Genomic DNA, 12,869 nt, shown 5'->3' on the forward strand with positions numbered 1-12,869 from the left:
CCTTCTGCTTGGTCGATACCGTCTTGCCGGTGATGGCGGTCTCCCTGTACCGTGCAACTTGGTTCTTGGAAAAGAGCCATAAGTTTTATTCTGGTGGAGCCATTGAGATGCCCCCCTCGGGCCGCGTGAAACTGGGCCGGGATTCCCAGCTGATCGACCTAAGCCTGGACCGCTCTGGCGGCCAGCCCCTGAACGAACAGCTTTACAAGGGGATCAAGGGTCTGATCCTGGCCGGCGTGCTGCGCTCTGGCGCGCGCCTGCCGGCCAGCCGCATCCTCGCCCGCGAACTGGAGATTTCCCGCAACACGGTGCTTGCGGCCTATGACCAGCTTCTGGCCGAGGGCTTCACCGAGGCCCGGCCGGGTGCGGGCACGCGGGTGTCGGCGGACCTGCCGGATCTGTCCGGCGACCTGCGCGCCGCCGGGCCGTTGCCGGTGGATGCCGCGGCACCGCCCCCTTTGCCGGCGCGGGTGCTTGACCTGATGTCGCGTCACACGCCCGGCCCGGGGACGCACCGCCCGTTCCTGCCGGGCCTCCCCGATGTCGCCGCCTTTCCCTTCGATGAATGGGGCCGCGCCGTCGGCCGCTTCTGGCGCCGACCGCCGATGGAGCTTCTGAATGACCGGGACGGCCGCGGCCATGGGCCCCTGCGCCGGGCCATCGCCGATTACCTGGTCGCCGTGCGCGGGGCGAAATGCACCGCCGATCAGGTCATCATCACCTCGGGCGCGCAGCAAGGCATCGATCTTTGCGTCCGCGTGCTGTTGGAACCGGGGGCGCCCGTGGTCATGGAAAACCCGGGCTACCGGGGGCTGATCTCGGCCTTTTCCTCGGCCGGGGCCAAGGTCGTGCAGGCGCCGGTGGATGGCGAGGGCCTGGACGTGGCCCGTGCTCGCCGGCTCGCCCCGCATCCGCGCCTGCTGGCGGTGACGCCGTCGCATCAGTTCCCCCTGGGCTCGACCATGTCCCTGGCACGCCGCCTCGACCTGTTGGCCTGGGCGCGGGACGCCGGGTTCTGGGTGCTGGAAGACGATTACGACAGCGAATACCGCTATCGGGGACGGCCGCTGGCCGCGCTTCAGGGATTGGATGGCGGCGATCGGGTGATCTACGTCGGCACTTTTTCCAAGGTCATGTTTCCGGCCCTGCGTCTGGGCTATCTGGTGGTGCCGGAACCGTTGATCGATGCCTTCGTCCGTTTGCGCGGCGCCGTCGACGACTTTCCCGCCCTGGCCATGCAGCCGGTTCTGGCCGGTTTCATGGAGTCAGGCCGTTTCGGCGCTCATGTCCGGCGCATGCGTCAGATTTACGGCGAGCGGCAGGCGGTTCTGCGGGACGAGATGACCACGCGCTTCGCGGGCCTGTTCGATGTGCCTGACGATGACGCGGGCATGCAATTGACCGTCACCCTGGCGCCCGGCGGGCCGGGCGGCACCCTGGCGGACGGGGCCATCGCCCGCGAGGCGGCGGCCTTCGACATTACCGCGCGGGCCTTGTCCGGCTATTACGCCGGGCCCGAACGCCGCCACGGACTGGTTCTGGGGTATACGGCCTATCCCGCCGATGCGCTGAAACGGGCGGCGGGCCTATTGGAACAGGCGGTCGGCCGGGCGTTGGCGGACGGTCAGGAAACGCGGACCTTGACGTAGGTGCCGGGGGCGTCGTCCAGGGCCGGCAGCTTGCCGTCGCCGGGGATGCGCGCGGGCACCGTCTTCTTCCCCGACTGTTTCTTGACCCAGGCGTCCCAATCCGGCCACCAGGATCCTTCGTGCTGCTTGGCCTTGTCGAACCAGGCGTCCGGGTCTTTCGGCGACTGGGAATTCGTCCAGTAGCAGTATTTATTGGCGGAGGGCGGATTAATCACGCCCGCGATATGACCCGAGGCCGACAACACGAAGCGGATGGGGCCTTTGTAAATCTGCGTCGCCGCATAGGTCGCCTTCCACGGCGCGATATGGTCCTCGCGGGTCGAAATCATGTAGGCCGGCACGTCGATCCGGGTCAGGTCGATGGGCGTGCCCGCCAGGGTAATGCCGCCCGGCGTGGCCAGCTTGTTTTCCAGGTACATGTTGCGCAGGTAGAAGGCATGCATGGCCGCCGGCATTCGGGTTGAATCCGAATTCCAGAACAACAGATCGAAGGGGAAGGGGTCCTTGCCCAAGAGGTAGTTGTTGACCACGAAGGACCAGATCAGGTCGTTGGCCCGCAGCATGTTGAAGGTGGTCGCCATTTCCGAGCCTTCGAGGTAGCCGCGCTCGTTCATCTTGGCTTCCATGTTGGCCAGCTGCGTTTCGTCGACGAACACGGACAGATCCCCGGCCTCGGCGAAATCGACCATGGTGGTGAAGAAGGTCGCGGATTTGACCCGGTCCTTCCATTTTTCGCCCTTCTGCGCCGCCATCCAGGCCAGCGCCGCCGCCGTCAGGGTGCCGCCCAGGCAATAACCGATGATGTTGATGGCGCGCTCGCCGGTTGCCTGTTCGATGACGTCCATGGCGGCAAGAGGGCCTTCGAGCATGTAGTCGTCATAGGTTTTCCGGGCCAGCTTGGCATCCGGATTGACCCAGGAGATGACGAACACCGTGTGACCCTGCGCCGACGCCCAGCGGATGAACGAGTTTTCCGGCCGCAGGTCGAGGATATAGAACTTGTTGATCCACGGCGGCACGATCAGCAGCGGCGTCTGCGCGACCTTGTCAGTCAGAGGATCGAATTGGATCAGTTCGATCAGGTCGTTGCGATAGATGACCTTGCCCTTGGCGGTGGCGACGTTCTTGCCGATTTCGAACGCCTCCATGTCGGTCATGCGGATCGCCAGCTTGCCGTCGCCGCGTTCCAGATCTTCCAAAAGATTGTTAAGTCCGTTGACGAGATTTTCGCCCTTGCTTTCGACCGTCGCGCGCAGGGCTTCCGGGTTGGTCATCAGAAAGTTGGTCGGCGACAGGGCGTTGACGAACTGCTTCGTGTAGAAATCGACCTTGTGCTGGGTCTTGCGGTCCAGGCCTTCGACGTCATGAACCGTCGATTCCAGCCACTTCGCGGTCAGAAGATAGGATTGCTTGATGAAGTCGAAGACCTGATTTTCCGACCAGGCCTCGTCGCGGAACCGCCGGTCGTCGCGCGTGGGTTCGGCCACGGGTTCGGCCTCGGCGCCCATCATGCGCAGCGCCGTTGATTGCCACAGCTCCATGTAGCCTTGCCAAAGGGACAGGCCCGATTCCATCATTTTCTGGGGATTGGCCATCATGTGGCGCGTCATTTCGACGAAGGCCTCGCCGATGTTCAGGGGATCGACGTCCGGCGCCTGGATTTCGTTGCCATGCCGGGTCAGCCAGTCGTTGACGAGGCGCTGACTGCGTTCCGCGATCTCGATGAAGGGATTTGCGGACTCGGGCGTATCCTCTTCCGATGTCGGGCCGCTGGGCTTCTTACTCATTGGGCACTGCGTCCTTTGCTCCGACTAGGCGATTGAGGCAAAATATGATACCGGATTGCGAAGAAGCCGGGGTGGCGCGAAACCGTTGTTGTGCAAACGACATCTCCGGCGGCGAGAGTCCTGGGTTCTGGCAGTGTCCGCCGTCTTTGTCGGTTGGCGGGGTTGTAAACCGGCATATTAGGAAATTCAAGGTGGGGAGCCCCTCGAAAGAACATATCATCAGCGTTCGGGGGCTGAATTAAGGGAAGGGAGTATTGCGGCACATGGGCGTGATTAAGGAGGACGTTGTTCAGTTTCAGGCTGGCCCGCATCGGGGCCTGTTGCGGTCCGTGCCGATGGTTGCCGTCATGGCGGTCCTCTTGACCGGCTGTTCGTCGGTGCCCGACGCCGTCAACCCGGCCGAATGGTACAAAAGCACGGTCGATCTGTTCTCCGGCGACAAGGCTGCCGGTGACCCCGAGGAAGAGGCGCGCCGTCAGCGCGAGCAGCAGGTTGCGGAAGCCGCCGGCCAGGAACAGTCATCCAAGGAATTCCCCAAGGTGTCCGATGTGACCAAGCAGCAAGAGAGCCGTAATCTAGGCCTTGCCGCCGATCCGGACCGCCCGCGCTATGCGCCCGCCATCACCCGTCAGGACCAGAGCGCCGCCGCCGATCCGGTGCGCCCGGCAACCGCCCCCACGGCGCCGCCCGCCCCGACGCCGATGGCCGAAAAGCCGGCATCCAAGACCATGGCCGAGGGGCCCAAGCTGACCCAACCCAAGGAAACCCTGACCCCGCCCGCCGGCGAGGAGCAACTGGCGACCACGGTCCCGGGCGTGCCGCAGTTCACGATCCCGACCCAGGCTGAACAGGAAGCCGAATTCTCCGGGTTCCAGAACCGCATGCAGAAACGGTTGGCCGAAATTCTCGCCGCCGCCGGGGAAGAACCCAAGTTCGTGCGCCCGACCGGCATGCCGTCCGGCGTGGGTGTCGGCGAAACGATGGTGATTTCCGGTGACGGCGTCATCGAGCCGGGAATGACCGAGCTTCCGGCCACCGTCATGGAAGGGGCCGCCGTGGCGGGCACGCCCCAGTCGCAGCCGCTGCCGCCGGGGGCGACCCGGGTCGCGACCATCGTGTTCCCCAACGGCTCGTCCAAGCTGTCGGTGCGCGACCGCCAGATTCTGGCCCAGGTCGTGGCCTTGCAGAAGGAACGGGGAGGCACCCTGCATGTGGTCGGCCACTCGTCCTCGCGGACGCGCAACCTGAGCCCGGAAAAGCACCGTCTGGTGAACTACAAGATGTCCGCCGAGCGGGCCAAGATGGTCGCCAAGGAACTGATCCGGCGTGGCGCGAATCGGCGCACGGTGGCGACCGCGGCGCTGTCCGACACGCAGCCGCTGTATCAGGAAATCATGCCGAACGGCGAAGCCGGGAACCGGCGCGCGGAAATCTTTTTGACGCGCTGAGGCTTTTCCCGCTAAAGGATTGCCGCCGGCCGGAGCCGGAACGCGCCCGCAGAGCGCGCGTTCTGGGCCCGCTTGGCTGTTGTATCCGCCCCCGCTCTGGCACATGATGAAGCCGCGATGAAACAGGAATTCCACCGTATCCGCCGTCTCCCGCCCTATGTGTTCGCGGAAGTGAACGCCATGAAGGCGCGCGCCCGCGCCAACGGCGAGGACATCATTGATTTCGGCATGGGCAACCCGGACCTGCCGACACCGCAGCACATCGTCGATAAGATGGTCGAGGCGGCGCAGGATCCGAAGACCCACCGGTATTCCAATTCGCGCGGCATTCCCGGCTTGCGCAAGGCGCTGTCGGCCTATTACGAGCGCCGATTCAATGTTTCCGTGGACCCGGAACACGAAGCCATCGTGACCCTAGGGTCCAAGGAAGGCCTCGCCAACCTGTCGGCGGCCATCACCAGCCCCGGCGACGTGATCCTGGTGCCGAACCCGAGCTACCCGATCCATCAGTTCGGCTTCATCATCAACGGCGCCGCCGTGCGCAACATTCCGGTCAAGGCCGACGAGGACTTCTTCCGCGCCCTGGAGCGCGCCGTGCAGCACAGCGTGCCCAAGCCGACGGCGATCGTCCTCAACTATCCGAACAACCCGACGGCGGAGCTCTGCACCCTGGCGTTCTACGAACAAGTGGTCGATTTCTGCCGCTTCCACGAAATCTACATCCTGTCGGATCTGGCCTATTCGGAAGTTTATTTCGACAACAATCCGCCGCCGTCAATTTTGCAGATTCAAAAGGCCTGGGACGTCGCCGTCGAATTCACGTCGATGAGCAAGACCTATTCCATGCCCGGGTGGCGTATCGGCTTCGCGGCCGGCAACCGGGAACTGATTTCCGCTTTGGCGCGGGTAAAGTCCTATCTGGATTACGGCGCCTTCACGCCGATCCAGGTGGCCGCCGCCGCCGCGCTGAACGGGCCGCAGGACTGCGTCGACGAGATGCGCGCGGTCTACAAGGAACGCCGCGACGTGCTGATTTCCGGCCTGGCGTCCGCCGGCTGGGACGTGCCGGCGCCGCCGGCGACGATGTTCGCTTGGGCACCGATCCCCGAGGACATGGCCCATCTCGGTTCTCTCGAGTTTTCCAAGCTTCTGCTGTCCGAGGCCCAGGTCGCGGTCGCGCCCGGTGTCGGCTTCGGCGAACACGGTGACGGCTTCGTGCGCATCGCCGTGGTGGAAAACGTGCATCGGACGCGGCAGGCCCTGCGCGCCATCAAGTCCTTCCTGCAACGTTACCGCGCCGGTAATCTGGATAACTTGGACGCCGGCAGGCGGGCCCTCGGCGGATGACGGCGCCGTTGCGCGTGGGCATTGCCGGGCTTGGCACTGTCGGCGCGGGCACGGTCCGGGTCCTGGCCACCCATCGGGACGAGATCGCCCGCCGGGCCGGTCGCGCCATCGACATCACCGCCGTTTCCGCCCGTGATCCCAACAAGGACCGTGGCGTCGATCTGTCCGGGGTTTCGTGGACGGATGACCCCCTGACGCTGGCCGCCGATCCCGCCGTGGACGTGGTGGTTGAGTTGATCGGCGGGTCCGACGGCGTCGCCAAGGACCTGTGCGAAGCAGCCCTGGCCAACGGCAAGCACGTCGTTACCGCCAACAAGGCGCTGATCGCCCATCACGGTCAGACGCTCGCCGCCGCCGCCGAGAAATCGGGCGTGGCGCTGACCTTCGAGGCGGCCGTGGCGGGCGGCATTCCAATCCTGAAGGGGTTGCGCGAAGGGCTGGCGGCCAACGCCATTTCCCGGGTCTACGGCATTCTCAACGGCACCTGCAATTACATCCTGACGGAAATGCGCGACACCGGGCGCGAGTTCAATGACGTGCTGGCCGAGGCCCAGGCCGAGGGCTATGCCGAGACCGACCCCAGTTTCGACATCGACGGCATCGACGCCGCCCACAAGCTGGCGATTCTGGCGGCCCTGGCGTTCGGTACCCAGGTCGATTTCAAGTCGGTCCATGTCGAGGGCATCCGCCATGTCTCGCCCGTCGATCTGGCCTTCGCCAAGGAACTGGGGTACGGCATCAAGCTTTTGGGCATCGCCACGGAAACGGCGGCGGGGGTCGAGCAGCGGGTGCACCCCTGCATGGTGCCGATGGATGCGCCGATCAATCATGTCGACGGTGTATTCAACGCCGTCGTCGCCGAAGGCGATTTCGTCGACCGTGTGCTGATGCAGGGCCGGGGTGCGGGCGCCGGGCCGACGGCTTCCGCCGTGGTCGCCGACATCATCGACATCGCGCGCGGCAACATGGTGCCGGGCTTCGCCCGCCCGGCGGCGGATCTGACCACCCCTCGGCCCGTGTCCATGGCGGCGCACCGGGGCTGCTATTACATGCGGTTCGAGGTCGTGGACAAGCCGGGCGTGTTCGCCGGCATCGCCCAGGCCTTGGGCGCGCATAACGTGTCCATGGAATCGATCATCCAGCGCGGCCGCGATCCGGGCGAGCGCGTGCCGGTGGTGATGACCACCCACGACACCCTGGAATCGGACATGACCGAGGCGGTTGCCGCCATCGCCGCCCTTGACGCCGTGGTCATGACGCCGCGTATCATTCGCATCGAAGACCTGTAGTCCGAATAAAAGAGTGATGAGGATCCGTCCGTGACCGATGCCGTGACCGACCGCAATCTGGCCCTTGAGGCCGTCCGTGTGACCGAGGCCGCCGCCGTGGCGGCCATGGCCCATCTGGGCGGCGGCGACGAGCGCGCCGCCGACGAGGCCGCCGTGAAGGCCATGATGGACAGTCTGGACACCCTGATGGTGGACGGCACCGTGCGCATGGGCGAGGGCGAGGAAGGCGAGGTCGAGGATCTGTATACGGGCCAGAAGCTTGGCACCGGCGGTGCGCCCAAGGCCGACGTCGCCGTGCTGGCGCTCGAGGGCAAGTCGATCATCGCGCGCGGCGGTTACAACGCGCTGTCGGTCATCGCCCTGGCCCAGGACGGGGGTTTTCTCTCCGTGCCTAATCTCTACATGGAAAAGATCGCCGTCGGCCCGGGCCTGCCCAAGAACATTGTCGATCTGGACGCCGACCCGGCGGACAACCTGACGGCTCTCGCCAAGGCCAAGAAGGTCAAGGTGTCGGATTTGGTGGTCTGCATGCTCGACCGGCCGCGCCATGCGCAGATCGTCGCCAAGGTGCGGGAGGCGGGGGCCCGTATTCGCCTGATTCTCGACGGTGACGTGTCCGGCGTGGTCGCTACGGCCCTGCCGGGATCGGGCGTCGATATCTTCCTGGGCAGCGGGCGGGCGACCCAGGGCGTGCTGGCCGCCGCCGCGTTGCGCGGCCTGGGCGGGCAAATGCAAAGCCGCCTGATCGTGCGCAACGACGACGAGACGGCGCGCCTGCGCAAGGCCGGGGTCGATGACCCGGCCCGCAAGTACGACATGACCGACATGGCGTCCGGTAACGTCACCTTCGCCGCCACCGGCGTGACCACGGGGCCCATGCTGTCCGGCGTTCAGTTTCCCGGTCGCGGCATGGCGACCACCCATTCGCTCGTCGTGCGCTCCAAGACGCTGACGCTGCGCTACATCGAAGGACACCATCATGTGTCCAAGCTCTCTCGCAGGTCCTGACATCGGGACAGCGGATCATCCGCGGCATGGCAGGGCCGAAACGGCCCGGGTTCTCGGCGTCGCGCGCTCACTGACCGGGCGTCAGTGGCTGGAACGGCCTGTCGACCCGCGCACCGTGCAGACCTTCGTTCAACGGTGGGAGCTTTCCGAGCTGACGGCCCGCGTGCTGGCCGGGCGCGGCGTCAATGTGGAGGACGTGCCGAGTTTCCTGGCGCCGACCTTGCGCGACCTCTTGCCCGACCCGGATCGTTTTCTCGACATGGGGCAGGGGGCCGAACGCCTGGCCGGGGCCATCATGCAGAACGAATGCATCGGCATCTTCGGCGACTACGACGTGGACGGGGCGACCTCGTCGGCGCTGCTGAGCCGCTTCGTGCGCGCCGCCGGCGGACGCACGGCGGTCCATATCCCCGACCGCATCAAGGAAGGCTACGGCCCCAATACGGCGGCCATCCTGGGGCTGAAGGACAACCACGGGGCGTCCGTGGTGGTCACGGTGGATTGCGGCACGCTGGCGTTCGAGCCCCTGGCCGCCGCCCGTGACGCCGGCATCGACGTGGTCGTGGTCGACCACCACACGGCCGAGGCCGACCTGCCCAAGGCCGAGGCGGTGATCAATCCCAACCGTCTGGACGAAGCGGCCGGATACGGCCAACTGGCCGCCGTGGGCGTGACGTTCCTTCTGATCGTGGCCATCAACCGGGTGCTGCGCGGGGCGGGCTGGTACACGTCGCGGCCCGAACCTGACCTGATGCAATGGCTCGACATGGTCGCCCTGGGCACGGTCTGCGACGTGGTGCCTTTGACGGGAATTAACCGTGCTTTGGTTACTCAAGGCATGAAGATCATGGCGGGGCGGCGGAATTTAGGGCTTCGCGCCCTGGCCGACGTGGCCGGGGTGGACGAGGCGCCGACGGCCTATCACCTGGGCTTCGTCATGGGCCCCCGGGTCAACGCCGGCGGGCGGGTCGGCGAATCGGACCTGGGATACCGGCTGATGACCACGGAACACGAGGACGAGGCCTGGCATCTGGCGCGCAAGCTGGATGCCTTCAACCGCGACCGCCAGACCATCGAGGGGGTGGTGCTGCAAGGTGCGATGGCGCAGCTTGAGGACGCCGGCGGCGGCAGCGCCAACGCCATGGGGGCCGTGGCCTTGGCCCACGGCGACGGCTGGCACCCGGGGGTCATCGGCATCGTCGCGAGCCGCCTGAAGGAACGCTACAACCGGCCGGCCTGCGTTGTTGCCTTTAACGGCGACGGCGATCTCGGTGTCGGCTCCGGCCGGTCGGTCAAGGGCGTGGATCTGGGCGCCGCCATCATCGCCGCGCGCCAGGCGGGCCTGATCGTGAAGGGCGGCGGCCATGCCATGGCGGCGGGGTTCACCGTGGCGCGCGACCGCCTGGCGGCGTTCCGCGCCTTTCTCGATGACCGGGTGGCCGCTCATGTGGCCGAAGGCGGCATTCTGCCGACGCTCTATCTTGACGGCGGTCTTCGCCCCGACGGGGCGACCGAGGCCCTGGTCGATGAAATCGCCCTGCTGGGCCCCTTCGGGGCCGGCAATCCCGAGCCGCGCTTCGTCATGCCGCACGTGCGCCTGACCTATGCCGACCGGGTCGGGGAGAATCACGTGAAGTGTTCTGTCGCGAAGGACAGCCGGGGGGCGCTTGAAGGCATCGCTTTCCGGGCCCTCGATTCCGATCTCGGGCCGGCTTTGTTGAACCATGACGGACGCCTGATGCACTTGGCGGGACGCCTGCGTTTCAACAACTGGAACGGCCGAACCACGGTGCAATTCCAGATCGAGGACGCCCAGCCGGCGGGCGGATGACGATTATTGAAAAAGTCCCCTTGATTTTGCGTCTTGGGCCGTATACCAAGTGCGCCTTCGGGCCATGGGCCACAGCGTCCCCATCGTCTAGCCCGGCCTAGGACACCTCCCTTTCACGGAGGAGACAGGGGTTCGAATCCCCTTGGGGACGCCAATTTTCTATCGATAAATCCGCACGTAATTCATTGCACCGGACCCGGTTTCCGGTTGCAATGACGTGTGGGAAGAGGCACCGCCCGTTTTGGCGGTGATTGGGAGTTGGTTTTGTGAGCGACGCGTTCAGCGCCGAGGAACGCCCCGTCGATCCGTCGACGTTTACCGGTGACTTTGCCTGGCTTCACGGCTATTGGGCGGCGCGCGCGGGGGCGAACGGCATGCCTGCCTGGGCCGATATCCGGCTCGTCGAGTTTCCCGCCACGATTTTACCCTGGTTGGTTGTCATGGACGTGGTCGCGGACCACCGCAGCTTCGTGTTCCGCTATTGGGGGACGGAGCGCACCAGCCTGCAGGGAGCCGACATGACAGGAAAGTCGGTGAAGGAATTGAAAATTCCGGGCCTTGCCGACGCCATGCTGCACCAGAACGAACGCGCCGTGGCGGCGCGGGGGGCCATTCTCTACCTCAACCGATTCACCACCCTCTCGGGCCGGACCGTGCAGTACGAAGCGCTTCGCCTGCCGGTCACGGACGGCGGGGAGTGCGTGGGAAAGGTGCTGGCCCTCAGCCGTTATGTCGAGGATCAGGAGGCCGCCTTTCTGGATGAGGACGAGGGGCCTCAGCCCGTTTGACCGGCCTGGCCCGGCGGGGCAAAATCCCTGGTATCGGCGGCGGGGGTCTGGCATACGTTCTTAGCCGGCCGGCTTCCCGATAATGAAATCAACCAAGAGGGACACAATGGGTAGCGAAAGACTGACACTCGCCCATTTCCTTTACGAAGACGTCCGTAACGAACCGCAGGCGACGGGCGAGCTTGCCTCGCTGATCAACGACATCGCGGCCGCGTGCAAGGCCGTGGCCAGTCTGGTCAATCACGGCGATCTCGCGGGTAACCTGGGCGGGGCCGTCGGTCAGAACATTCAGGACGAGACCCAGAAGGAATTGGACGTCCTGGCCAACGACACCTTCCTGGCCTGGACCCGCCGTGGCGGGCAGCTGACGGCGCTGGCGTCCGAGGAAATGGAAGACCCCTACATCATCCCCATGGACGAGCCGCGCGGCAAATACCTCCTGGTATTCGATCCGCTGGACGGATCGTCCAACATCGAAATCAACGGCCCGGTGGGCACGATCTTCTCCATCCTGCGCTCGCCCGACCCGACGCGCCTGGCGACCAAGGAAGATTTCCTACAACCCGGGCGCAACCAGATCGCCGCCGGCTACGTCCTGTATTCCGCGTCCACGACCATGCTGCTGACGCTTGAGGGCAAAGGTGTCACCAAGTTCACCCTGGATCCCAACGTCGGCGAATTCGTGCTGGTCGAACGCGACATCCAGGTGCCGGCCCAGGCCAAGGAGTTCGCCATCAACGCGTCGAACCAGCGGTTCTGGGACGCGCCGGTCGCCCGCTATGTCGGCGAATGCCTGGCGGGCAAGACCGGCCCCCGCGGCCGCGACTTCAACATGCGTTGGGTCGCCGCCATGGTCGCCGACGTGCACCGCGCGATTTCGCGCGGCGGGGTGTTCATGTATCCGGTCGACGCGAAATGCCGGGAAAAGGGCGGCCGCCTGCGCCTGCTCTACGAAGCCTCGCCCATGGCCATGATCATCGAACATGCCGGCGGACGGGCGACAACGGGCCTGTGTCCGATTCTCGACGTCCAGCCGACGGATATCCACCAGCGCGTTCCGGTGATGATGGGCTCGGCCGAGGAAGTTGAAATCCTCGAGCACTATCACGCCGAGGCGGAAGCCGACGCCGCCCCCGCCAGCCGCGCCGGCGCGGCGGAGTAGAGTCTGCCGTCCCTTCCAAAGCGTCATGGCCGGGCTCAGGCCCGGCCATCCACGTCCCGATCAAGTGGAAAACCGAGAGAAGGAAGGCGTGGATGCCCGTGTCAAGCACGGGCACGACCATATAAGGACGGTGGTTTGGGGACGTCAGGCGGCGAATGTCGCCGGGATCAGAACTCGTCCTTCACCTGATTGATCAGCTGATGCAGGCCGGCCGCCGGCTTGGGCTGTTCATGCTGCCCGCCGTGGACCTGGGCGTAGTATTCCAGCATGTGGTGGAATTCCTCGGTGATATGGCCTTCGGCAATGGCATCCGGGTCCGTGTGCTGGGCGACGAAGGCCGAGAAATTGGCCGCCGCGTGGCGCAGGCCCTCGGCGATGACCTCGGGCGGCAGGCCGCTTTCCAGGCGCGTGTTGGCGACGTTGATGATCTGGTTGGCGATCTGCACGCTCAGCGTATGGTCGTCGTCGCCGTGGTCATGACCGTGGTCGTGGCCGTAATCGGGGCCGTGGACATGCCCATGGTGGTGATGATCGTGGTCGTCGTGGTCGGCCATAGCCTT

At 65.5% G+C, this 12,869-nt stretch carries 10 protein-coding genes and 1 tRNA gene; 9 read left to right on the forward strand and 2 right to left on the reverse strand.

The annotated features are described in order from the left end of the window. The first annotated feature begins 107 nt into the window (after positions 1 to 107). Positions 108 to 1,649 carry a PLP-dependent aminotransferase family protein gene (locus RJ527_15985; GenBank protein WND75524.1) on the forward strand — a complete coding sequence of 514 codons (1,542 nt, stop codon included), beginning with the start codon at positions 108 to 110 and terminating at the stop codon, positions 1,647 to 1,649. On the opposite strand, the gene phaC is transcribed toward RJ527_15985, so the two are convergent. After that, on the reverse strand, positions 1,625 to 3,436 hold the full coding sequence (gene phaC, locus RJ527_15990; protein ID WND75525.1) for a class I poly(R)-hydroxyalkanoic acid synthase: 1,812 nt from the start codon (positions 3,434 to 3,436) through the stop codon (positions 1,625 to 1,627). The two genes, RJ527_15985 and phaC, sit on opposite strands and share 25 nt — an antisense overlap. Positions 3,437 to 3,699: 263 nt before the next feature. Between phaC and RJ527_15995 the strand changes: the two genes are divergently transcribed. The 8 genes from RJ527_15995 to RJ527_16030 all read left to right on the forward strand — a co-directional run bounded on the left by RJ527_15995 (position 3,700) and on the right by RJ527_16030 (position 12,309). Then, positions 3,700 to 4,884, forward strand: a complete 1,185-nt coding sequence (locus RJ527_15995) for an OmpA family protein (protein ID WND75526.1) — start codon at positions 3,700 to 3,702, stop codon at positions 4,882 to 4,884. 117 nt (positions 4,885 to 5,001) lie between these two features. Then, positions 5,002 to 6,231: an LL-diaminopimelate aminotransferase gene (locus tag RJ527_16000; protein ID WND75527.1), complete on the forward strand. Its 1,230-nt coding sequence runs from the start codon at positions 5,002 to 5,004 to the stop codon at positions 6,229 to 6,231. Then, the gene (locus RJ527_16005; GenBank protein WND75528.1) at positions 6,228 to 7,520 is read left to right on the forward strand and encodes a homoserine dehydrogenase; all 1,293 of its coding nucleotides are present in this window, start codon (positions 6,228 to 6,230) and stop codon (positions 7,518 to 7,520) included. The genes RJ527_16000 and RJ527_16005 overlap by 4 nt, the downstream gene beginning before the upstream one ends. 30 nt (positions 7,521 to 7,550) lie before the next feature. Further along, the gene (glpX, locus tag RJ527_16010; GenBank protein WND75529.1) at positions 7,551 to 8,528 is read left to right on the forward strand and encodes a class II fructose-bisphosphatase; all 978 of its coding nucleotides are present in this window, start codon (positions 7,551 to 7,553) and stop codon (positions 8,526 to 8,528) included. Beyond that, positions 8,500 to 10,359: a single-stranded-DNA-specific exonuclease RecJ gene (gene recJ, locus RJ527_16015; protein ID WND75530.1), complete on the forward strand. Its 1,860-nt coding sequence runs from the start codon at positions 8,500 to 8,502 to the stop codon at positions 10,357 to 10,359. The genes glpX and recJ overlap by 29 nt, the downstream gene beginning before the upstream one ends. Before the next feature lie 76 nt (positions 10,360 to 10,435). Beyond that, positions 10,436 to 10,513 (forward strand) — tRNA-Glu (locus RJ527_16020). Positions 10,514 to 10,625: 112 nt separating this feature from the next. Then, complete coding sequence (locus RJ527_16025; GenBank protein WND75531.1) at positions 10,626 to 11,147, forward strand: hypothetical protein; 522 nt, start codon at positions 10,626 to 10,628, stop codon at positions 11,145 to 11,147. Positions 11,148 to 11,253: 106 nt separating this feature from the next. Beyond that, positions 11,254 to 12,309: a class 1 fructose-bisphosphatase gene (locus RJ527_16030; GenBank protein ID WND75532.1), complete on the forward strand. Its 1,056-nt coding sequence runs from the start codon at positions 11,254 to 11,256 to the stop codon at positions 12,307 to 12,309. A gap of 167 nt (positions 12,310 to 12,476) precedes the next feature. On the opposite strand, the gene RJ527_16035 is transcribed toward RJ527_16030, so the two are convergent. After that, a complete protein-coding gene (locus RJ527_16035; GenBank protein WND75533.1) occupies positions 12,477 to 12,863 on the reverse strand; it encodes a hypothetical protein in 387 nt (128 codons plus the stop codon). Positions 12,864 to 12,869 lie beyond the last annotated feature (6 nt).

It is taken from the genome of Thalassospiraceae bacterium LMO-SO8, from assembly GCA_031655335.1.
In the GTDB taxonomy this organism is placed as follows: Bacteria; Pseudomonadota; Alphaproteobacteria; order Rhodospirillales; family Casp-alpha2; genus UBA1479.

What these genes read in the sequence shown, in the direction of transcription:
- recJ (WND75530.1), top strand. Translation starts at nt 8,500, where the DNA reads ATGTGTCCAAGCTCTCTCGCAGGTCCTGACATCGGGACAGCGGATCAT.
- phaC (WND75525.1), bottom strand. Translation starts at nt 3,436, where the DNA reads ATGAGTAAGAAGCCCAGCGGCCCGACATCGGAAGAGGATACGCCCGAG.
- RJ527_15985 (WND75524.1), top strand. Translation starts at nt 108, where the DNA reads ATGCCCCCCTCGGGCCGCGTGAAACTGGGCCGGGATTCCCAGCTGATC.
- RJ527_16030 (WND75532.1), top strand. Translation starts at nt 11,254, where the DNA reads ATGGGTAGCGAAAGACTGACACTCGCCCATTTCCTTTACGAAGACGTC.
- RJ527_16000 (WND75527.1), top strand. Translation starts at nt 5,002, where the DNA reads ATGAAACAGGAATTCCACCGTATCCGCCGTCTCCCGCCCTATGTGTTC.
- RJ527_16005 (WND75528.1), top strand. Translation starts at nt 6,228, where the DNA reads ATGACGGCGCCGTTGCGCGTGGGCATTGCCGGGCTTGGCACTGTCGGC.
- RJ527_15995 (WND75526.1), top strand. Translation starts at nt 3,700, where the DNA reads ATGGGCGTGATTAAGGAGGACGTTGTTCAGTTTCAGGCTGGCCCGCAT.
- RJ527_16035 (WND75533.1), bottom strand. Translation starts at nt 12,863, where the DNA reads ATGGCCGACCACGACGACCACGATCATCACCACCATGGGCATGTCCAC.